The organism is Acididesulfobacillus acetoxydans (assembly GCF_902729405.1).
Classification (GTDB): domain Bacteria; phylum Bacillota; class Desulfitobacteriia; order Desulfitobacteriales; family Desulfitobacteriaceae; genus Acididesulfobacillus; species Acididesulfobacillus acetoxydans.
This window is the reverse complement of the sequence record NZ_LR746496.1, coordinates 3,940,960-3,960,563: the sequence shown is the minus strand read 5'-3', so window position 1 is coordinate 3,960,563 and position 19,604 is coordinate 3,940,960. Positions and strand designations below refer to the sequence as shown.

Here is a 19,604-nt window from a genome sequence, read left to right as displayed (position 1 = left end):
TGCAGAGGATGAAGGGGTAGAAGATGAAACCGTGGCCAGCCGAAGGAATAAGAACGGAAGGGACAAAGATTGAGGGGGCAGGGCAGAAGAAGGTATCCCGGCGGGAAAAAATGAGGCAGGCCCGGGGTCTCGAGCCTATTGACCTGGTTTTGCACCGCGCCCGTTTGGTGAACGTCCTTTCCGGGGAAATTTATGAGACGGACATCGGGATTCAGGACGGCTTTTTTGTCGGCACGGGGGAGTACCGTCAAGCTCGGGAGGTCCGGGATCTGGCGGGGCACTACGTGGTCCCGGGCTTGATCGACGGGCATGTGCACATTGAGAGTTCCCATCTCTGCCCGGAGGAGTTTTGTGCCCTCCTCGTGGCGCACGGGGTAACGACTGCCTTGGTGGATCCGCACGAGGTTGCCAATGTGGCGGGTCTGGCCGGGATCCGCTATATTCTGGATCGTTTGGCCCGCTTGCCCTTTAACGGGTTTGTGGCTCTGCCTTCCTGCGTGCCGGCCACTGAGTTGGAGACTTCAGGGGCCCGGCTGACGGCCGGGGATTTGGCGGCCTTAACGGATGACCCCCGCGTGATCGGGTTGGGCGAGGTGATGGACTATCCCGGCGTCCTGGCAGGAAAAGAAGATTTGGTGCGCAAACTTGAGCTTCCGCTGCGTCTGAGAGACGGGCACGCGCCGGGGATCCGGGCGCAGGACCTCAACGCCTATTATTTGGCGGGCATCGGGACCGAACATGAGTGTTCGACCCCTGAGGAGGCCAGGGAGCGCTTGCGCAGGGGATTTTTCCTGATGTTGAGGGAAGGGAGTGCCGCCCGTAATTTGCTTGACCTGCTGCCGGCGGTCAATCCGATCAATTCCAACCGCTGCCTGTTGGTCACGGATGACCGCAATCCTCTGGATCTTTGGCGCGAGGGGAGTATCGATCATTTGATTCGCCTGGCGGTTAAAGCCGGGGTGGAGCCTCTACAGGCCGTACAGATGGCGACGATCAATCCGGCGCGGGCTCTGGGTTTGGAGCATTTAGGGGCGGTTGCTCCCGGGTTCCAGGCGGATTGTGTCATTCTCAGCGATCTGGAGGAGTTTGTCATCGACGATGTCTTCTGGCGGGGAAAAAGCCGGCAAGAAGGGCTTGGGGCAGCTTTTTCGGCAGAGGCGGCTGCATGGTCAAGACCTGTCTTGTCGGTGGGTGCGGCAGCTTGGGCCGGCGTGAACCCCTCAAAAGACGGCAGACAGGTCACCGGGCAGAATTTGAGTCGGGGAGAAACTGATCTGAGCGATACAGTTCATCTGGGAAAATGGAGCCGGGAAAGGCTGCAGATCCGCTGTCCGCGGGTGCCGCGGGGAAGCGCGACAGAGACGCTGCGGAGGGGAGGCCGCTCCTGTAAGGCCGGGGAAACGGTCGCGGTGCGGGTCATTGGGGTCAAGCCTCATTCTCTGGTGACGGATCATCTCTGCCTGGATTTACCGGTTCGGGCCGGCCTGGTTCTCCCGGATGTGAGTCAGGATGTCGCCAAATTGGCAGTTCTTGAACGCCATCAAGCGAGCGGACGTACCGGCCTGGGATTTGTCCAGGGGTTCGGGCTCGCCCGGGGGGCCCTGGCTTCCACTGTCGCCCATGATTCGCACAACCTGGTAGTGGCCGGGATGAACGACGAGGACATGGAATTGGCTGTCAGTACTGTGGTGGCTGCGCAGGGCGGTCTCTGTTTAACGGCCGGGGGCAGGGTCTTGGGTCACCTGCCCCTTCCTTTGGCCGGTTTGATGAGCCGGGAGCCGGCCGATAAGGTCGTGTCCATCCTGGAGGAGATGCATATTCGGGCCCGTGAACTGGGCGTGAGGGAGGGGGTTGATCCGTTTATGACTCTGGCTTTTCTTTCCTTGCCTGTAATCCCCCATCTCAAACTCACGGACCGGGGCCTGGTCGACGGGGATAAATTGAGTTTCGTCAGCCTTTTTCCCTGACCTCCTCTTAGCACGCGACCGCAGCGGCGAGTTCGGGCTGAAGATCAGCGAAAACGGCCCTGAAGAGGTAGGGTTCCCCGACAGGCGGGGAGGTCTTTAATGGGTGGCTGTCCGGGAACCGCTTTAAGCAACTGGCCTGAACGTCTCTTGTCCACGGCTTAAAGATGTGATTTTGGTGGTTTTTCGGCATGTTAAGAAACGACGGCAGGGATATTACCCCGCCGTCGTTTTAGGATCTGTTGTCAGACTTCCGTGCCGCGCAAGCGACATACGGAGAAATATCAGCGGCAGACGAACGACCGGCGAACGGAGGCGGCCAGTGACGGACTGTTGACGCAAACGCAGCCGGGGAGTGAAATGAGCGGCGCGGCGGTGGGGGGCAGGGAACGAAAAGGGACACCGGAGCTCCTTTTTTTCGGGTGGGTCGTTGGAACAAAAATGGCCGGGACCAGGGTGCAAAAATGTCAGGGACGTTCGTCCCGGGAACCCTGAGATCCGGGCCGCGCAGACCGCGTATTTATGCGGTACGACGGGAAATTCCATAGAATTCAGCAAAAGGATGCAAGGATAGCGCAAATTTTGTGGAAAAAGTCGAAGGAGATTTGGTTTTTATGGCGAATAGGTAAATCAGGGCCTTTTTGCCCAGGAAGATCATGCCAGATTGTTGGGGGTAAATCGTAAGGAATTTGCCTTGGAATCGGGCATTTTTGTTGCTCAACAGGGGAAGGAAGAGGAAAAAAGAGGCAAACGAGAAAGGATAAACATTAGAAAAAAGTTTACTGTTTGTATCCGTGAAAACCTGTCAAGGTAACCTCGGCGGGTGGCCCCTGAGCGGGTCTCAAAGATAGGGGTGGTTGTGTGTATGGACGGAGATGACCGGGAAAACCCGGGTGTGGATGTGGCGGAATTTCTGGATTTCTATTTACTGGATTCCCGGGAGCAGATTGACAGATTAGGAACAGGTTTACTGCGGTTGGAAAAGGAAGGTCAAGACATTAATTTGGTCAATGATCTCTTCCGCTCGGCGCACAGCTTGAAAGGCGCCTCCGGTACCATGGGATTCTTGCCCATTGTGGCCTTGACACACGCGGCTGAAGATTTGCTGGACCGTCTGCGGCAGGGTGCCATGGAAGTTACGCCGGGCGTGGTGGACGTTCTTCTGGAAGTGACCGACCGCATTCGGACGATGCTGGCCCAAGTGGAACAAAGGCAGGAAATCCGGGAAGAGTATGAAGATTTAGTAGGAGTGATGAAGGGCTGGGCAAGGGGCGGTTCGCCTTCAGTAAGGGAAGAAACGGGAGCCGGGGGGGTGCGGAATTCCCCGGCGGGAGTTCACGGGGCGGCTGACAAGAGCCGGAGCAGTCCCAGCGAGCCGGAAGGCGGCCGGGAGGGAGGAAAAGTTAGGGCGGACAGCACCGGAGCGGTGGAGGCGAGAGAAGATAACTTTGTCCCGCGGGATTTCTTCCTCGAAGCGGGGGACCGTGACAAGGTCAAAGAGGCACAGAACAAGGGTTACGGCATCTACCAAATCGATGTCACCCTGGCTGACGATACTCTAATGAAGGCCGTCCGGGCTGTGGTCATTATGCAGAGACTGGAGGGTATCGGGACCGTTCTCAAGATTTTGCCGGGCATTGAAGAGATGGACACGGCACAGGACAACCACTTTTGCCTCTTGCTCATTTCCCCCGAGCCGTCCGAAGCCATCCGCGAGGAAATTTTGGGGGTGTCGGAGGTGGCCGCAGCTGAGCTTCACTCCTACCCCACACCTTCCGTTTTAACCGGAGGGGCAGATGTTTCTCAGGAGCACGGTGCAGAATCACATTATTTATATAATAATACGCCGGTTTCCGCTCCGAATGCGGGGGTCCCGGCAGAAAATGTTCCGATTCACACGATTCGCGTCGATACCGCACGCATGGACAACTTGATCAATATGGTCGGAGAGATGGTGATTACGCGGACGCGTTTGGTGCAGACGGGTACCGATTTGAAAGGCTGTTACCCGCAGGAGCCGTTAGTGAGCAGCCTGATCGAGACGAATGTCTATCTGGGGCGCTTGATGAATGATCTGCAGGAGAGCGTAATGAGGCTGAGGATGGTGCCCATCGGGACGGTATTCGGCCGCTTTCCCCGTCTGGTCCGGGACTTGGCTCGCAGGACGAAGAAAGAGATTGAGCTCGTTGTTCAGGGAGAGGATACGGAGCTGGACAAGACTGTTGTTGAGGCCATCGGAGATCCCCTCATGCACCTCATCCGCAACGCGGTGGACCATGGCATAGAATCCCCTGCCGAACGCCGGGCGGCAGGCAAAAGAGCGACCGGCACTGTCAGTCTGGATGCTTACCATCAGGGAAATCATATCGCTATCGTCGTCGCGGATGACGGCTGCGGCCTTCCCTTAGAAAAAATACGCAGGAAGGCTGTGGCCGAGGGCTGGGTGAGTGCCAGGGAAGGATTATCCGAGAGAGAAATCGCCCAGTTCATTTTCCGGCCCGGTTTCAGCACCGCCGATACAGTTACGGACATTTCCGGCAGGGGTGTGGGCATGGATGTGGTCAAAAAGGCTCTGAACAGCTTGGGCGGAACCGTCGATATCGACACCCGCGGCGGCCAAGGTACCACTTTCACGATCAGACTGCCGCTTACCCTGGCTATTATTCAGGCGCTCTTGGTGGAAGTGGGTCAAGAAGTCTACGCGATCCCGCTCTCGTCCGTGCTGGAAACCTTGTTGGTTGCCCGCGGTGATATGAAGACGGTCGGCGGCCGGGCCATGGTCCAGCTGCGCGGGAATGCCCTGCCCCTGATATTTCTTGAGGAGGAGTTTGACATTCCCAAGACGGAAAAGCCGCCTGAAGAGGTCTTTGTCGTTGTGGTCGGGCTGGGGGATAAGGCTTTGGGTTTGGTGGTCGACGGTTTGCGGGGTCAGCAGGAAATAGTCATTAAATCCTTGGGCGAGGTGTTGGGCAGCTTGCCCGGGATTGCGGGCGCCACCATCCTGGGAGACGGCAAAGTCACTTTGATTTTGGATATCGGTTCCTTGCTGCAAGACGTTGTGGTCCGCCGTTAGTCCGTAGGACTGTCAAGATCGGAGAAAAGGAGGCCAGAGTATGGCTGAAGAGCAACTCGTGACGTTCTCTCTTGGGGCGGAAGAATTCGGCATGGATATCATGCGGGTTCAGGAAATCATCCGCATCCCACCCATAACCCGTGTTCCGAAAGCTCCTCGTCATGTGGAAGGGGTGACTAATTTACGGGGAAATGTGATTCCCATTGTCAACTTGCGCGTCCGTTTTGGTTTGACGCCGGCGGAGGAGACGGATCTCAGCCGGATCATCGTTTTGCAGGCAGAAAAGAAAGTTTTCGGCATTCGGGTCGACGCGGTGACCGAAGTCCTGCGTCTGGATACGGCGGCCATCGAACCGCCGCCTCCGGTGGCTATGGGTTTGGACGCTCAATTCATTCGCGGAGTGGGCAAAGTGGGGGAACGGCTACTCATCCTTCTCGACCTCGATCAGGTGATGGCTGGGGAGACAAAGTATGAGTTCAGCGCCTAGCCCTATCGGAGTGCTTATCGTCGATGATTCCCCGTTTATGCGTCTGGCTCTGCAAAAGATTCTCGGCCTGGATTCCCGCCTTAAAGTCCTGGGCATTGCGCGCGACGGCAAGGAAGGGATCGCGAAGCTGCGTGCCCTGCACCCGCAGGTGGTCACAATGGATGTGGAAATGCCGGTCATGGACGGACTGCGGGCTCTGGACGAAATCATGCGCTGGCAGCCGACCCCGGTGATCATCTTAAGCGCCCTGACGACCGAGGGCGCCCACGCCACCCTTAAGGCCCTCGATCTGGGTGCGGTTGATGTCGTAGCCAAACCTGCGGGCAGCCCCGGAACGGATTTGGCGGCAATGAGCCGTGATCTGATCGAGAAAATCAGGGCAGCGGCCGAAGTGGACCCCTCCAGACTCGGGGTTTCCCCCGGCAAGGGATGCTCTTCGGGGGCCGCGGCCAACGGGGTCAAGGCGAGTGAGACAGATAGGCACAAAGTTTCGGCTCGGGAGTTCCCGGGAGGGAAGGCTTTTTCCTCCCCCCTCGCCGAGCCGCATGCCCGGGGTTTCGTTGCGGGTGTGATTTCCGCCGCCCGCCCCCAATATCCGGTGGAAGTGGTGGCGATCGGCACGTCGACCGGAGGGCCCGCGGCCTTGCAGACGGTCTTGCCTCAGCTCCCGCAAGATTTCCCGGTCCCGGTGGTAGTTGCCCAGCACATGCCCCCGGGGTTTACGGGACCGTTGGCCCAGCGCCTGAACGGCCTTTGCAGTCTTGAGGTGCGGGAGGGCAAGGACGGAGAGGCGCTGCGGGCGGGAATCATCTGCGTGGCGCCGGCCGGTAAACAAACGCAAGTGGTTCGCAAGGCCGGCCGCCTTTGCCTGGCGATCGGGGAGGAAAGCCCGATTCCCACGCTCTATCACCCCTCGGTGGATGTGCTGTTCCTTTCCTTGGCCCGTGAGGTCGGCGGGGGAACCTTGGGGGTGGTGATGACGGGGATGGGTCGGGATGGGGCAGAGGGGATGAAACAAATCAAAGCTTTAGGGGGGTTTGCCATTGCCGAGGCGGAGGAGTCCTGTGTCGTCTACGGTATGCCCAAGGCCTTGGTGGAGGGCGGATTGGCGGATAGGGTAGTACCATTGGGAGAAATCGGGCGGACTATCACGGAGTGTGTTATGGGGGGGTAAAGACGGATGGGAATTTTTCAGGCTATTGATGCCAGCGCCTCCGGCTTGACAGCACAGCGCCTGCGCTTGGACCTGATTGCCAACAACATTGCCAATGTCAACACCACTCGTACGGGGCAATTGACTCCGGCGGGAAATCAGATTCCTTACCGGCGCGAGGTGGCGATTTTCGAGCCCCGGCCGGTTCAGCCGGATTTTGCCCGGACTCTCGACCAGGCTTTTGCGCGTTCTTCTTCTTTGGACCGGGCCGCGGGCACGGGGGTGGAGGTGGCCGCCATCGCCGGGGATCAGACGCCTTTCAAGCTGGCGTACAACCCGGATTCCCCGGACGCGGCCAAGACACCGGAGCCGGGCATCCCGGCCGGGTATGTGCGTGAACCGAATGTCAATGTGGTGACGGAGATGGTAGACATGGTCTCGGCTTCACGGGCTTATGAGGCCAACGTAACGGTGCTGAACGCCAGCAAAGGGATGGAGACTAAGGCCTTGGAACTGGGAAAGGTGTGATCTGAATGAGCTTGAGTGCGGTAGCGCCGCTGGCCCTCTTGACGCCGGGCAACAGCGCTGTGAACAATGCGGCCCCTCTTTCGGGGGCGGGAACGAAAACGGGACCCGGACTGACGGGCGCGAATTTCGGTAAGTTTTTGGGACAGGCCCTGCAGCAGGTGGACGGGTTGCAGAAAAATGCGGACGCGGCCAGCATCGCTTTGGCCACGGGACAAGCGCCGGACATTCACAGTGTCATGATCGCGCTGGATAAGGCCAGTTTGGCCATGTCCCTTACGGTCGAAGTGCGAAATAAAGCAATGGACGCGTATCAGGAGCTGATGCGCATGCAGATCTAGGGTGCCCGGTGGCTATAGAGGTTGTAGGAAGGGGGAATGGTGAGTGAATTTCTCGTGGACAGACTGGCGGAAATCATTGCGGGATTTTTGGCAGAAGCTGACCCGTCCGCAGAAAACCGTGACGGTTGCCGCTCCCCTCCTGGTGGCGACGGCCCTGATCACCCTGATCGTCTGGGCGGGAAGGCCTCAATATGTTCCGCTCTTCAGTAAGATCGACCTGACAAGCGCCGCGGCCGTAAGGAGCAAACTCGTAAGTTTGAAAATCCCCTATGAGTTGCAAGACGGTGGCGGCACAATTTTGGTGCCAAAGGCGCAGGCGGCCGAAGCCCGTCTGGAGTTGGCCAGTGCGGGTGTTCCCCAGGGCAGCAAGTTCAGCTTCGACTACCTGAACCAGATGCAGCTGGGCGAAACGGATGCCGATCGCCAGCTGCGTTACGTTCTGGCTCTGCAAAGTGAACTGGCAAATACCCTGAAGACTTTGAACGGGGTTGAGGACGCTTCGGTGCACATTGTCATGCCCCAGCCTTCCCTGTTCGAGGGAAAAACGCAGGCCGCCACGGCGGCTGTTACGCTCAAACTGGCCCCGGGAGTGACGCTGAGCCGGGAGCAAGTCCGGGGAGTAGCAAATCTTTTGGCTGCATCTGTGGAGGGACTTAAACCGGGCAATGTGACGATTGTGGACACTAACGGACAAGTGTTATCCGACGTACTCAACGAGGCCGCGAGTTCTGCCGGTCTGAGCAATAGCCAACTGCGAATCCAAGAAGCCGTTCAGAAACGAATTCAGCAGTCCGTGCAGAGCATGCTCGACCAGGCTTTGGGATCGGGTAACGCGGTGGTAAGAGTCAATGCCGATTTAAATTTCGATCAGGTGAAGGTCACCTCGGACAAGTACGGGGCCGGAGCTCTGGTGAGCAAACAGGTCACGAGCGAGAAGAGCAGCGGCGGGACGGCAGGCGCCGCCCCGGGGGTGAATAGCAATGTGCCGGGCTATCCGGCGGTAGGCGGCGGCAATACGACGACTTCCGGCCAAAGTTCGAGCACTGAGAATTACCAGCCGGATAAGACTCAGACGGAACAGGTGGTCAGTCCGGGCGCGATCAAGCGCTTGTCCATCTCTGTCATGGCAGACTCCAATAAAGTCACACCGACCCAATTGGCTTCTATTCAAGGATTGGTGACCTCGGCCGCGGGGCTCGATCCGAAGCGGGGAGACCAAATCAGGGTGGCGGCCATTCCTTTTGACACGACGGCCCTGAATCAGGCCCAGGCGGCTATGGCCCGGGCGGCGCAAAACCGTCGCCTGCTGAGATACGCGGAGCTGGGCGCGGGAATTCTGTTGGGAATTATTTTTCTCCTTCTTCTGGTTCGTACGCGTTCAAAACGAAAACGTTTGGCGCGCACAGACGCTTTGACGGGGGAGGGTCAGCCGCTGGCGGCCGCGGAGGCAGAGGGTGTGCTTCTGGCACAGCAACAAGCGGAAGAGGAAGCTCGGGCAAAACTCCAGAAAAGGCAAGCCAAGAGCGCCATTGAGATTGAACGTCAGAAAATCAGAGAAGCCGTGGAGCTCTACACCCGCAATAATGCCGACGAGGCGGCCCGCCTGCTGAAAACATGGCTGTCGGAGGAGTATTGAGATGGCGCAAACAGAGTTGACCGGATTGCGCAAGGCGGCTATCCTCATGATTGCCTTGGGCACGGAGCATTCCGCGCGGGTGATTCAGCATTTAAGTGAGGGAGAAATTGAGCAGCTCACCTTGGAAATGGCCAACATGCGTAAAGTATCCGCTGAGGAAAGGGATACGGTTCTAGAAGAATTTCACCAAATGTGTATTGCGAATGACTACATCGCCCAGGGCGGAATTGAATATGCCCGTGAAGTGCTGGAACGGGCCTTGGGGGAGCAGAGGGCTTTTGAAATTATCAGCCGCCTTTCGTCTTCCTTGAAGATGCGCCCCTTCGACATAGTGCGGCGGACCGATCCTAAGCAGCTCTTGTCTTTTATTCAAGGAGAGCACCCCCAGACTATCGCCCTGATTATGACTCACCTGCTCCCGGACAAGGCGGCGGTACTTCTTTCCAACTTGTCTCAGGAAAAACAGGCGGATGTCGCCCGGCGGATCGCTCTGATGGGGAGAACGAGTCCCGATGTCCTGAAGGAAATCGAAAAAGTGCTGGAACGGAAAATCTCCAGCCTAGCGCCGACGGATTATGCGAGCTCAGGGGGAATGCAAAGTGTGGTGGATGTCCTTAACCGGGCGGATCCCTCCACGCTGAAGAACATCATGGATACCTTGGAGATGGATGACCCGGAATTGGCCGAACAGATTAAACGCCAGATGTTTGTCTTCGAAGATATTGTCTTGTTGGACGATCGCGGCGTGCAGTTGGTGCTGCGGGAGGTAGACACCAAAGACTTGGCGACCGCTCTCAAGGGTACCGATCCGGCCGTGCTGCAGAAGGTTCAGGTCAATATGTCGACCCGGGCGGGACAAATGCTCAAAGAGGATATGGAGTTTATGGGACCCGTGCGGCTGCGGGATGTGGAGGAAGCACAACAGCGGATCGTCAAGGTGATCCGCAAGCTGGAAGAAAGCGGAGCCATTGTCATTTCGCGGGGTGGCGGCGATGAACTCATTTATTAATTGGAAAGTCGTTAAAAAGTGTGTCGTGCGGCAGAGCGGGCTCTGTGTCGTAGACGGGCAGTCCGTCTTTCAAAGGCTGAGGGAGCAGACGGCGGTCGCGTCCCCGACAGCGGAGCGGGGTTTGCCGGAAAGTGACGGGATCGAGTCGGAAGCCCGAAATGAGACTAACGGGGATAGTTTGGTTCAAGCCCACTTGCGGGCAGAAGAAATCCTGCTTGAGGCCCGGTTCCGAGCGGAGGGGCTGATTCGGGGGGCCGAAGAGGCCGCCGCTTTGCGAGGAAAGGAAATCGAGGAGCAGGCAAGGACTGAGGGACAGAAGAAGGGGTATGCCGACGGGTATGACGACGGCCGTCGGGAAGGGCTGCGGAGCGGGGAGGAGGCGGCGGCCCGTTTATTGAATCGTTCGGGGGAGCTCATGCGCCTGGCGACGAAGGCGGCCCAGGCGGAATTTCTGAGGGCGGACAGGGAGATCCTGGGTTTGGCCCTGGCTATTGCGGAGCGTATTGTAAAAGCTTCTTTGGCGGTCAGGCCACAGCGTCTGTTGGAAATCGTCCGGGCCTTGGCTCTTCTGCCCGAGGAAAAGACGGGAATGGTCTTACACCTTTCGGTCCGGGATGCCGAATGGGTCGGAGAGCTCCCACCCGAGTCCCTGCCCTGCCCGTGGGTGAAGGATGATTCCCTGTCGGCGGGGGATTGTTTCCTTGATTGTCAGGAAGGGGTGTATGACGCCGGTCTGGCCGACCAATTGGCCAAGTTGGAACAGCTTCTGCGGGAGGAATTGGAGCATGGGGGAGTGGAGCCGCTTGGCCCGGAGAGTTCAGATGTCGGAACTGATCAGCGAGCGGGGCCGGGTTGAAAGAATTGTCGGATTGATGATTGAAGCGGCGGGACCGCGGGCCGGCGTAGGGGAATATTGCCTGATCCGCACGCGCCGAGGGTCGGAGATTCCGGCGGAGGTGGTGGGGTTTCGCCATAGGACGACTTTGCTTCTGCCTTTGGCCGAAGCGGAAGGAATCGCTCCCGGGGACCGGGTGATCCCGCAAGAGGGGACGCTGAAAGTGGCCGTGGGTCCGGCCCTCTTGGGCAGGGTCCTGGATGGGTTGGGGAGGCCGTGTGACGGGAGAGCCTTAGTCACAGACACGAGTTATCCGCTTTTTAACCGGCCTCCCGACGCCTTGTTACGGCCGAGAATCCGGGACGGCTTAAGCGTGGGCGTGCGGGCTATAGACGGGTTGCTGACGATAGGGCGCGGGCAGCGCATCGGGATTTTTTCCGGATCCGGAGTCGGCAAGAGTACGCTCTTGGGAATGATGGCTAGGAACACGACGGCCGGGGTCAATGTTATCGGCCTGGTTGGGGAGCGGGGACGGGAACTGCGGGAATTCATCGAGAAGGATTTGGGAAGCGAAGGACTCCGCCGCTCCGTGGTTGTGGTGGCCACATCAGACCAACCGGCTTTGGTCCGGCTAAAAGCCGCGTTTACGGCGACGGCCGTGGCGGAATATTTTCGGGATCGGGGCGAGGACGTCCTGTTGATGATGGATTCTGTGACCCGGTTTGCCATGGCCCAGCGAGAAGTCGGTTTAACAGCCGGGGAACCTCCGGCTACGCGGGGTTACCCTCCCTCGGTGTTTGCCCTCCTGCCTAAACTTTTGGAGCGGGCGGGAATGTCGGAACGGGGGAGTATCACGGGGATCTACACGGTCCTGGTGGACGGGGATGATCATAATGAACCGATTGCCGACGCCGTGCGGGGAATCTTGGACGGGCATATTGTTTTGACTCGGGAGCTGGCCGGGCAAAATCATTACCCCGCCATCGACATTTTGCAGTCTGTCAGCCGGGTTATGTCCGATGTGGTGGGGCAAGAGCACAGGGAATCTGCCGCCGCCGTCAGGGAGCGTCTGGCAGTTTATGAACACGCTAAAGATTTGATTGACATCGGCGCCTATGTGAATGGAAGCAACCCCCGCATTGACGAGGCTATTCGCTGCAACGAAAGGATCCGGAAGTTTTTGCGCCAGGGAATCGATGAGCGTTCCGATTTTGAGGTGACGCTCAGAGGGCTGAAAGGGTGTGTTGAGGATGGCGAGGTTTAAATTCCGTTTGGAAACAAGCCTGGGGTTAGCGCTGAACGCTCTGGAAGAGGCTCAGCGCCGTTTGGCCGAGGAGATCCTGCGTTGCCGGGACTTGGCCGAGCGGCGGGAACAGCAGGAAAGACGCTGGCTTCAAGGTCTGGACGGGCAGCGTCGGGCGCGGCCGGAAGAACTGGGGCCTTGGCAGATTTTCGCCCGGCAAGAGTACCGGAAGCTGCAAACTTGTGAGGCTGAGCTCCGGGAGCAGGAAGAGCGCAAAGAAGAGCAGCGTCTGCGGGTGGTCGAGACCTACTGCCGGAAAGAAAAGTTCCGCCGCCTCAAGGGGCGACAGGCGCGGGCCTGGGCACTGGCGGAACGGCGGCGGGAGCAAAAGGTGCTCGACGAGGTGGGGCAGGTTATTTACCTGAGCAAGCGTGAGCGGATCGGGCGTTCGTGAGCGGACCGGGATAGACTCGGGCTTTCCGCCGGACGGATGGTTTTTGGGACCGCGCCGCCGCGGGTTGAGCAAGGGGTGGGACATGATTAAAGTCACGCGTCTTAACAGAAAGACGTTTTATTTAAACCCTGATTTGATTGAGACTATGGAGCAGACCCCGGATACGGTGATTACGCTAACGGGTGGAAATAAGTATGTGGTGACTGAGGAACCGGTTCTTCTGATTCAACGTATTGCGGAATTTCGCCGGCGCTGTCATCCGGATTATGTGGGACCGGAGGAGAGAAGAGAATGAAACATAAATTGTGGAGTTTGCTGATTGTGGCGGCGCTTGTCGGAGTTGTATTGGGCGCGGGGGGGACGCTGCTGGCACAGAAAGTCTTTCGCCCGGGGCAGGCGGGAATAACACCCAAGCAGGATGGTCCTTTGGTGTCGATCGGCGAGTTTACCGTCAACCTGAGGGGGGGGGCGTTCCTGAAAACATCCATTACTTTGGAGGGGACAGATGCCGCGGCGGGACCTATTCTCCAAGCTAAAGCGGATTTTCTCAAAGATAAGGTGAATACCGTCCTCTCCAATAAATCTTTGGCCGATGTGGAGACCCCGGCGGCCAGAGAAATACTACGCCGGGAACTGCTCAGTCAGCTCAACCAGGTGGCGGACGGATACATCCGAAATGTGCTTTTCCTTTCCTTTATTTATCAGTGAACTCGTTTGACGAAAGTTGAGCATTAAAACTTACTGGGAAACGATCTATTCGCGAACCACGAACTACGAACCACGAATATCCATCCGGAGCGGAGGGGGGGGATTCCATGGGCGATGTTCTGTCTCAAGCGGAAATCGATGCCCTGCTGAGCGCCTTGTCGGAGGGACAGGTTGACGCTGAAGAGATGAAAGAAAGCAAGGCCCATAAAAAAGTTCGTGTTTACGATTTTAAACGTCCTAACAAATTTTCCAAAGACCATATGCATACCCTGCAAAATATTCACGACAACTTTTGCCGGGCTCTGACCACCTATTTATCCGCCCATCTTCATTCCGTGATCGAGACCCGGGTGCTGTCAATGGAGCAGATCACCTATGACGAATTTATTAGATCTTTGCCGAATCCCACGATTCTCGGGATATTTACTTTGGAGCCCCTGGAGGGAACGCTCCTTTTGGAAATCAGCCCGGCCCTGGCCTTTGCGATCATTGACCTGATTCTGGGGGGGCTGGGACAAGGCGGGGAAAAGAACCGGGATTTGACGGAGATTGAACGGACGATTATTGAACGCAGGCTGTCCCAGATGGTCGCGCTTTTCGGGGAATCTTGGGCCGAAGTCTATGCGACCCATCCCCATTTCGTAGCCCTGGAAACGAATCCCCAGTTTACTCAGATTATCGCGCCCAACGAGATGGTGATGCTGGTCACTCTGCAGATCAGTGTGGGGGAGACGGTGGGGATGATCAATGTTTGCCTGCCTTATCTGGTGCTGGAACCGATCCTGGATAAATTAAGCAGTTTTTTGCTCTTCGCGGCTCAGGCCAAAGTGTCGTCCGCGGTAGAGGTGGAGGCGATCCGCCGCCAAATCGAACGGGCTAAAGTGGACCTTCATGTGCTTTTGGGTCAGACACAGATCTCGGTGCGGGAACTTGTGGATTTGGCTCCGGGTGACGTGATTCCGCTCGATCAAGAGGTTGAGGCCCCTCTTCCCGTTTTCGTCGGCGCTTTTAGGAAGTTCCGGGGTGTCCCGGGGCTGCATGGGGAACATCTCGCGCTAAAACTCACGGAGGTTGTCGAGGAAGGAAGGGATCAGGATGAGTGACGGGATGCTGTCCCAGGAGGAAATAGACGCCCTGCTCAAAGGGTCGGTGGAGGTGGCCGCGGAGAACTCGCAAGAAGAGGAAATGGCAGGGTTTAGCGAGCAAGAGAAAGACGCGATCGGGGAAATCGCCAATATCTCCATGGGCACGGCGGCCACGACTCTTTCTCTGCTCCTGGGCCGCAAAGTCGAGATTACGACCCCCCGGGTGGATGTCACCTCGGCGGAACAGGTGCGCCGGGATTATCCGGTTCCTTCCGTCATTGTCAACGTCAAGTACAAGGCGGGTCTGGAAGGATCGAATCTGCTCATTCTGTCGCAAAAGGACGGAGCGGTGATCGTCGATTTGATGATGGGGGGTGATGGCACAAATTCATCGCCAGAGCTTTCGGAAATGCAGATCAGCGGGATCGCCGAGGCTATGAATCAAATGATGGGATCGGCGGCTACCTCGATGTCGACGATGTTTAAGTCCCCGGTGGACATCACCCCGCCTCAGCTGGCTTTGCATGATCTGGGCGAGGAGAAGGAGTTTTTACAGGAGTTCTTACAGGCTTCCGAACCGTTTGTTCGCATCTCTTTTCAGATGGTCGTTGAGTCGGCGATAGACAGCATTCTGGTGCAGGTTATCCCGATTTCAGTGGCTAAAGGGATGGTGGAAAAACTCATGGCCACTCTCGGCGAAACCGTGGCCGCGGCCACGGAGGGTGAGGACAGGGTAACCCTCGGGTCCTCCGCTCAAGGGACGCCGGCGGCCAGATCTGGGGCGGCGGCTATGGCCGGTGGCGGCTCGTCTGGATTTGCCGGTGCCGGAAGTAAAGGCGCACCGGGTCAGAGCGCAACGGGGAGCGCCCCCGCGGCTCAAGGTATTCGGGGTTACGGGGGCCCCGCGGGTCAGAGCATACAGGGTTATGGCTCCGCGGGCATGGCTGCTCCGGGCTCCGGCGGCCCCGCCACCGTTCATGGTGCCGCGGCTCAGCCTCCCCTGGCCGCGGTGCGGACGGCGCGGTTTACCCCGCTTGAGCCCGGGCAAGAAACGGTCCCGCCGAACAATCTCGATCTTATTATGGATGTTCCCCTCCAGGTCAGTGTTGAACTGGGCAAAGCTAAGAAGACCATTAAAGAGATCCTGGAGATGGGACCGGGTTCGGTTGTGGAACTGGACCGCCTGGCGGGAGAGCCGGTCGACATGATCGTGAACGGCAAATTGATTGCAAAATGCGAGGTTGTGGTCATCAATGAGACCTTTGGCATTCGCATCACGGATATTGTGCATCCGGCTCAGAGAATTCAGACTCTGGACTGAGGTCTGTGACCGGCGTAAGCTGACGGAAAGCGGGCTGTGAGACAAACTCAATTAAGGGGGAACACTTGTGGGCGCAACGGTAATGATCGTCGACGACGCGGCCTTCATGCGGATGATGCTGAAGGATATTCTCAATAAGGGCGGCTTCGTAGTGGCCGGGGAGGCTGAGAACGGGGCGGTTTCCGTCGAGAAGTATATGGAATTGAAGCCCGACCTGACCATCATGGATATCACTATGCCGGAAATGGACGGCTTGCAGGCGGTAAAGGAAATTCGCAACAGGGATCCCAAAGCCAAAATCATCATGTGCAGCGCCATGGGACAACAAGCCATGGTGATTGAGGCGATTCAATCCGGCGCCAAGGATTTCGTGGTTAAGCCTTTTCAGGCTGACCGGGTGATTGAAGCCGTGACGAAGGCGTTGAAGTAAAGATGCCGGGCAGTATCGAAAACCGGCCTTATGTGCCTGCTTCATCCATTCAGACCCTCAATTCCACGTTTTCAGGTTGGGGCTTGTTCGGAACACTCCTCATCTTCCTGGTCATATTGATTGTCGCATTATGGATCATCAGGCGCTTGAACCGCACGGCCCTGCGCGGGATGGACGCCGGCTGGGCCAGGGTACTTGATCGGCAGCTTCTGGGCGGTCAACAGGCGCTTTACCTGGTGGAAGTGGGGGGAAAATTGCAGGTGTTGGCCGGTTCGGACCATTCCCTGGTAAAATTGACGGAGATAGACGATCCGGACCTGGCGGCCGAGATTCTCGACGAAATCGTCAGCCGCCCGGCGGACCGGGTGGAGGGTTTTCTGGCCGGCATGGGTGCTCTGCTGTTTCGGGGCAGGAGAAGTAAACTCGTTCAACTTAAGTCGGATGAACCCTTTGCCGGTGAGCTGGCCCGGATGCTGGGAGAGGAGGAGCGGCGATGAACTTGGCGCTCAATTTTGGCAACAGCACCGGACAGCAGCTCAGTACTTCTTTGCAGATTCTGCTGCTCGTAACGGTACTGTCCTTGGCACCGGCCATTCTGATCTTGATGACCTCGTTTACTCGCATTATTGTCGTCCTCTCTTTTGTGCGCAATGCTCTGGGTACGCAGCAGCTGCCGCCGAACCAGGTGCTGATCGGGCTCTCCCTTTTCCTGACGCTGTTCGTCATGGAGCCGACCTTAAGTCAGATTAACACCCAGGCCCTGCAACCCTATCTGCATCACCAAATCAGTCAGACACAGGCTTTAGGTAAAGCCGAAGAACCCTTGCGCACTTTTATGTTCAAACAGACACGGCAAGATGACCTGCAGCTTTTTGTCACTCTGGCCAAGATCAAGAGGCCAAAGACTTACGGAGACATCCCGACCTATGTTCTCATTCCGGCTTTCATTATCAGCGAACTGAAAACGGCTTTTCAAATGGGCTTTGCCATCTTTATCCCTTTTATGATCATAGACATGATCGTTTCCAGTACCCTGATGTCCATGGGGATGATGATGCTCCCCCCGATGATGGTCTCTCTGCCTTTCAAGCTTTTGCTTTTTGTCTTGGTTGACGGCTGGCATTTGGTAGTGCAGTCGCTGGTAACGAGTTTTCACTGAAGCCGGGGAGTGAGTTATACGAGGAGTGAGTTATGAGTCAAAACGAAGTCCTATACATGGCCAAAGAGGCTTTGGGCACCGCCCTGCTGGTGGGGGGGCCGATCCTGGGGGTCGCGCTCCTGGTCGGACTGTTGGTCAGTGTTTTCCAGGCGATGACCCAGATTCAGGAGCAAACCCTTTCTTTCATTCCTAAGATTCTGGCCGTTGTGGTGGTGATGCTCGTGCTGGGACCGTGGATGCTGAGTGTCCTGACGGCTTACACGACGAACCTTTTGCACGAGTTGCCGACTTTTGCTTTGCACTAGTCTCCGGGGGGACGGGAGGAGGGCTGGAACGTGGATCTGGCGGGGCTTTTGCAATGGAATATTTCCTTATTCCTGCTGATCTTGGCGCGCTGGGCCGGGATGATTATGCTGGCCCCGGTGTTCGGGGCCCGGGGGGTTCCGGCTCTCGTCAAATTGGGGTTGGCCGTGAGCCTGTCCATGATCCTGTATCCGCTCATCCGGGCTTCGCAGCCGCAAATCCCCGCCGAGTTTCTGCTTTACTTTGCTTTGATCCTGAAAGAGACATGGGTCGGGCTGGTCATCGGTTTTGTCATCTCTGCCCTGACCTCCATTGTGGAGGGAGCCGGACAATTGATAGACCTGCAAATGGGGTTTACCATGGGAAACGCTTTGGACCCGGTCTATGGCATGCAGAGTCCCATGATGGGCAACTTTGAGATGGTCCTGGCCACGATGCTCCTCCTGGCGACCAATGCGCATTACTACCTGATTGCGGCGATGGTGAAAAGTTATGTCTATGTTCCGATCAGTCCGGCGGGACTCCCTTTAGGGATAGCCTTTTTCGTCCGCTTGGCCGTGGAAATCTTTGCGCTCTCGGTGCAATTGGCCATGCCGGTCTTCGGTGCCATGCTCTTGGCGGACTTGGGTGTAGGCCTTCTCACCCGCGCGGTGCCGCAGATTAACGTCTTTTCCATTATCTTTGCCGTCAAAATCATCTTCGGTTTTATTCTTTTGTTTATGGCTATGCCGCTGTTCGCCGAGTCGGTCTCCCATCTTTTTAACACGAGCATGGATTGGCTTTTGCAACTCTACCGCGGGTGGAAGGCATGAGTGAAAAGCAATTCACGGCGACCCCCAGGCGCAGACAGGAGGCCCGCAAGAAAGGACAGGTCCTCAAGAGTCAGGAGCTCACATCCGCAGTCATGCTTTTGGGTTTTGTGGCGGTGCTGAAGTTTTGGCTTCCGGTCATGCTGCAGCGCTTGGAGGTACTTTTCCCGTATGTTTGGGGTGCGGATACCCACTGGAATATTCACTCGGTCTCAGGTCTGATGGTTAACTTGCTCTGGGCCTCCGTGCAAATCGCGGCCCCGGTCTTCGCGGCCGGAGCGATCATCGCGCTGGCGGGGAACTTTCTGCAGGTCAAAACCCTCTTCACCTCCGAACCGTTGAAACCGGACTTGGCCCGTCTGAACCCGGTTAACGGATTCAAACGGATGTTCGGCAGCAAAGCCTGGATGGAATTGGCCAAATCTCTGCTCAAAGTCATCGTGATCGGTTATTGCCTCTACGTCTCGGTGCGGGATAACCTGGAGGTGTTCCCGGCCCTGCAGCGGCTGGACGTGGGTCAGGCGGCGGTTTTCTTGGGCCATGCCGTTTTAAGTTTGGGTTGGAGAATTTCTCTTTCCTTTTTGGTCTTGGCCGTGGCCGATTATCTCTATCAGCGCTGGGACTATGAGAAGAATTTGCGCATGTCCCGCGAGGAACTGAAGGAGGAATTTAAGCAGACGGAGGGCAGCCCCCAGATCCGCTCGGAGATCAAAAGGAGGCAGAGGGCCATGGCCAGCCGCCGCATGATGCAGGATCTGAAGAAAGCGGATGTCGTGGTGACAAACCCGACCCATATTTCCGTAGCCCTTCGCTATGAGCCCGCGGAAAAAAGCGCGCCATTTGTCGTAGCCAAAGGTCAGGACGCGGTGGCCTTGCGCATCCGGGAGATGGCTCGGGAGTACGGGATTACGATCCTGGAAAATAAGCCGCTGGCCCGGGCGCTTTATGCCCAGGTCGATCTGGGCGAGGCCGTCCCGGCGGAACTCTATAAGGCGGTGGCGGAAGTTCTGGCTTTTGTCTACCGGCTGAAGAGGAGAAGGTGAACTCGTTGCAAGCGCGCGGTGCGACT

At 57.4% G+C, this 19,604-nt stretch carries 21 protein-coding genes; all 21 read left to right on the top strand.

The annotated features are described in order from the left end of the window. The first annotated feature begins 23 nt into the window (after positions 1–23). On the top strand, positions 24–1,967 hold the full coding sequence (locus MNU25_RS17635; protein ID WP_240986265.1) for an adenine deaminase: 1,944 nt from the start codon (positions 24–26) through the stop codon (positions 1,965–1,967). A gap of 862 nt (positions 1,968–2,829) precedes the next feature. Then, complete coding sequence (locus MNU25_RS17630; protein WP_240986264.1) at positions 2,830–5,037, top strand: chemotaxis protein CheA; 2,208 nt, start codon at positions 2,830–2,832, stop codon at positions 5,035–5,037. Positions 5,038–5,077: 40 nt separating this feature from the next. Further along, the gene (locus tag MNU25_RS17625; protein ID WP_240986263.1) at positions 5,078–5,524 is read left to right on the top strand and encodes a chemotaxis protein CheW; all 447 of its coding nucleotides are present in this window, start codon (positions 5,078–5,080) and stop codon (positions 5,522–5,524) included. Further along, positions 5,508–6,698 (top strand): protein-glutamate methylesterase/protein-glutamine glutaminase, encoded by a 1,191-nt coding sequence (locus tag MNU25_RS17620; RefSeq protein ID WP_240986262.1) that lies wholly within the window; start codon positions 5,508–5,510, stop codon positions 6,696–6,698. The genes MNU25_RS17625 and MNU25_RS17620 overlap by 17 nt, the downstream gene beginning before the upstream one ends. Before the next feature lie 6 nt (positions 6,699–6,704). Continuing rightward, complete coding sequence (gene flgC, locus MNU25_RS17615; protein WP_240986261.1) at positions 6,705–7,205, top strand: flagellar basal body rod protein FlgC; 501 nt, start codon at positions 6,705–6,707, stop codon at positions 7,203–7,205. Between the two features lie 5 nt (positions 7,206–7,210). Next, positions 7,211–7,543 carry a flagellar hook-basal body complex protein FliE gene (gene fliE, locus MNU25_RS17610; RefSeq protein ID WP_240986260.1) on the top strand — a complete coding sequence of 111 codons (333 nt, stop codon included), beginning with the start codon at positions 7,211–7,213 and terminating at the stop codon, positions 7,541–7,543. A 43-nt stretch (positions 7,544–7,586) separates the two neighbouring features. Then, complete coding sequence (gene fliF, locus MNU25_RS17605) at positions 7,587–9,179, top strand: flagellar basal-body MS-ring/collar protein FliF (RefSeq protein WP_240986259.1); 1,593 nt, start codon at positions 7,587–7,589, stop codon at positions 9,177–9,179. A 1-nt stretch (position 9,180) separates the two neighbouring features. Further along, positions 9,181–10,188 carry a flagellar motor switch protein FliG gene (gene fliG / locus MNU25_RS17600; RefSeq protein ID WP_240986258.1) on the top strand — a complete coding sequence of 336 codons (1,008 nt, stop codon included), beginning with the start codon at positions 9,181–9,183 and terminating at the stop codon, positions 10,186–10,188. Then, positions 10,172–11,044 (top strand): FliH/SctL family protein, encoded by an 873-nt coding sequence (locus MNU25_RS17595; protein ID WP_240986257.1) that lies wholly within the window; start codon positions 10,172–10,174, stop codon positions 11,042–11,044. Before fliG ends, MNU25_RS17595 begins: the two co-directional genes overlap by 17 nt. Further along, positions 10,974–12,287, top strand: a complete 1,314-nt coding sequence (gene fliI / locus MNU25_RS17590) for a flagellar protein export ATPase FliI (RefSeq protein WP_240986256.1) — start codon at positions 10,974–10,976, stop codon at positions 12,285–12,287. The genes MNU25_RS17595 and fliI overlap by 71 nt, the downstream gene beginning before the upstream one ends. After that, positions 12,274–12,720, top strand: a complete 447-nt coding sequence (locus MNU25_RS17585) for a flagellar FliJ family protein (RefSeq protein WP_240986255.1) — start codon at positions 12,274–12,276, stop codon at positions 12,718–12,720. The genes fliI and MNU25_RS17585 overlap by 14 nt, the downstream gene beginning before the upstream one ends. An 82-nt stretch (positions 12,721–12,802) precedes the next feature. Then, positions 12,803–13,015 (top strand): flagellar FlbD family protein, encoded by a 213-nt coding sequence (locus tag MNU25_RS17580; protein ID WP_240986254.1) that lies wholly within the window; start codon positions 12,803–12,805, stop codon positions 13,013–13,015. After that, on the top strand, positions 13,012–13,428 hold the full coding sequence (locus MNU25_RS17575; RefSeq protein WP_240986253.1) for a flagellar basal body-associated FliL family protein: 417 nt from the start codon (positions 13,012–13,014) through the stop codon (positions 13,426–13,428). Before MNU25_RS17580 ends, MNU25_RS17575 begins: the two co-directional genes overlap by 4 nt. Before the next feature lie 107 nt (positions 13,429–13,535). Beyond that, entirely contained in the window at positions 13,536–14,531 is a 996-nt protein-coding gene (gene fliM / locus MNU25_RS17570) for a flagellar motor switch protein FliM (RefSeq protein ID WP_240986252.1), read from the top strand. Further along, positions 14,524–15,834, top strand: a complete 1,311-nt coding sequence (gene fliY, locus MNU25_RS17565) for a flagellar motor switch phosphatase FliY (RefSeq protein WP_240986251.1) — start codon at positions 14,524–14,526, stop codon at positions 15,832–15,834. Before fliM ends, fliY begins: the two co-directional genes overlap by 8 nt. A gap of 67 nt (positions 15,835–15,901) precedes the next feature. After that, positions 15,902–16,264: a response regulator gene (locus MNU25_RS17560; RefSeq protein ID WP_240986250.1), complete on the top strand. Its 363-nt coding sequence runs from the start codon at positions 15,902–15,904 to the stop codon at positions 16,262–16,264. Positions 16,265–16,266: 2 nt separating this feature from the next. Then, positions 16,267–16,761, top strand: a complete 495-nt coding sequence (locus MNU25_RS17555; RefSeq protein ID WP_240986249.1) for a FliO/MopB family protein — start codon at positions 16,267–16,269, stop codon at positions 16,759–16,761. Next, positions 16,758–17,423: a flagellar type III secretion system pore protein FliP gene (fliP, locus tag MNU25_RS17550; protein ID WP_240986248.1), complete on the top strand. Its 666-nt coding sequence runs from the start codon at positions 16,758–16,760 to the stop codon at positions 17,421–17,423. Before MNU25_RS17555 ends, fliP begins: the two co-directional genes overlap by 4 nt. A 32-nt stretch (positions 17,424–17,455) precedes the next feature. Next, positions 17,456–17,728 (top strand): flagellar biosynthesis protein FliQ, encoded by a 273-nt coding sequence (gene fliQ / locus MNU25_RS17545; RefSeq protein ID WP_240986247.1) that lies wholly within the window; start codon positions 17,456–17,458, stop codon positions 17,726–17,728. A gap of 30 nt (positions 17,729–17,758) precedes the next feature. Next, positions 17,759–18,538: a flagellar biosynthetic protein FliR gene (fliR, locus tag MNU25_RS17540; protein ID WP_240986246.1), complete on the top strand. Its 780-nt coding sequence runs from the start codon at positions 17,759–17,761 to the stop codon at positions 18,536–18,538. Beyond that, positions 18,535–19,578, top strand: a complete 1,044-nt coding sequence (gene flhB, locus MNU25_RS17535; protein ID WP_240986245.1) for a flagellar biosynthesis protein FlhB — start codon at positions 18,535–18,537, stop codon at positions 19,576–19,578. The genes fliR and flhB overlap by 4 nt, the downstream gene beginning before the upstream one ends. The last annotated feature ends 26 nt before the right edge of the window (positions 19,579–19,604 follow it).

Bases quoted from the DNA above. Each gene is read 5' to 3' on its own strand.
- MNU25_RS17635 (WP_240986265.1), top strand. From the start codon at position 24: ATGAAACCGTGGCCAGCCGAAGGAATAAGAACGGAAGGGACAAAGATT.
- flhB (WP_240986245.1), top strand. From the start codon at position 18,535: ATGAGTGAAAAGCAATTCACGGCGACCCCCAGGCGCAGACAGGAGGCC.
- MNU25_RS17625 (WP_240986263.1), top strand. From the start codon at position 5,078: ATGGCTGAAGAGCAACTCGTGACGTTCTCTCTTGGGGCGGAAGAATTC.
- fliE (WP_240986260.1), top strand. From the start codon at position 7,211: ATGAGCTTGAGTGCGGTAGCGCCGCTGGCCCTCTTGACGCCGGGCAAC.
- MNU25_RS17620 (WP_240986262.1), top strand. From the start codon at position 5,508: ATGAGTTCAGCGCCTAGCCCTATCGGAGTGCTTATCGTCGATGATTCC.
- fliQ (WP_240986247.1), top strand. From the start codon at position 17,456: ATGAGTCAAAACGAAGTCCTATACATGGCCAAAGAGGCTTTGGGCACC.
- MNU25_RS17630 (WP_240986264.1), top strand. From the start codon at position 2,830: ATGGACGGAGATGACCGGGAAAACCCGGGTGTGGATGTGGCGGAATTT.
- MNU25_RS17575 (WP_240986253.1), top strand. From the start codon at position 13,012: ATGAAACATAAATTGTGGAGTTTGCTGATTGTGGCGGCGCTTGTCGGA.
- MNU25_RS17580 (WP_240986254.1), top strand. From the start codon at position 12,803: ATGATTAAAGTCACGCGTCTTAACAGAAAGACGTTTTATTTAAACCCT.
- fliY (WP_240986251.1), top strand. From the start codon at position 14,524: ATGAGTGACGGGATGCTGTCCCAGGAGGAAATAGACGCCCTGCTCAAA.
- MNU25_RS17555 (WP_240986249.1), top strand. From the start codon at position 16,267: ATGCCGGGCAGTATCGAAAACCGGCCTTATGTGCCTGCTTCATCCATT.
- MNU25_RS17595 (WP_240986257.1), top strand. From the start codon at position 10,172: ATGAACTCATTTATTAATTGGAAAGTCGTTAAAAAGTGTGTCGTGCGG.
- fliI (WP_240986256.1), top strand. From the start codon at position 10,974: ATGGGGGAGTGGAGCCGCTTGGCCCGGAGAGTTCAGATGTCGGAACTG.
- MNU25_RS17585 (WP_240986255.1), top strand. From the start codon at position 12,274: ATGGCGAGGTTTAAATTCCGTTTGGAAACAAGCCTGGGGTTAGCGCTG.
- flgC (WP_240986261.1), top strand. From the start codon at position 6,705: ATGGGAATTTTTCAGGCTATTGATGCCAGCGCCTCCGGCTTGACAGCA.
- fliP (WP_240986248.1), top strand. From the start codon at position 16,758: ATGAACTTGGCGCTCAATTTTGGCAACAGCACCGGACAGCAGCTCAGT.
- fliM (WP_240986252.1), top strand. From the start codon at position 13,536: ATGGGCGATGTTCTGTCTCAAGCGGAAATCGATGCCCTGCTGAGCGCC.
- fliG (WP_240986258.1), top strand. From the start codon at position 9,181: ATGGCGCAAACAGAGTTGACCGGATTGCGCAAGGCGGCTATCCTCATG.